The organism is Peribacillus sp. SIMBA_075, assembly GCF_046534585.1.
Genome location: NZ_JAWRYN010001613.1, coordinates 1 through 236, shown reverse-complemented (window position 1 = coordinate 236; position 236 = coordinate 1). Strand labels below are relative to the sequence as shown.

At 36.9% G+C, this 236-nt stretch carries 1 pseudogene; it reads right to left on the bottom strand.

Annotated elements, in window-relative coordinates:
* Positions 1 to 95, bottom strand: a pseudogene (locus tag SB775_RS33885) (nickel transporter); the annotation flags it as partial.
* Positions 96 to 236 lie beyond the last annotated feature (141 nt).

Genomic DNA, 236 nt, shown 5'->3' with positions numbered 1-236 from the left:
ATGATAAACCCTAAAATGATAGCAACACCAAAGATGTATAAAGTGGTTTGCAAACCATCCATTAAATATGGAAATGCATTCATAATCGTATCCATGTTTGTCCCTCCCTAATTCACATACGATGTACACATAAAGAAAGCGCGCTCGGAGCGCGCCTCGCTTGTGTTATGACTTCAAATATTTATCAATGATTTTGTCATATTCACCGTTTTTCTTTAGGTTCTCTAGGCCTTTAT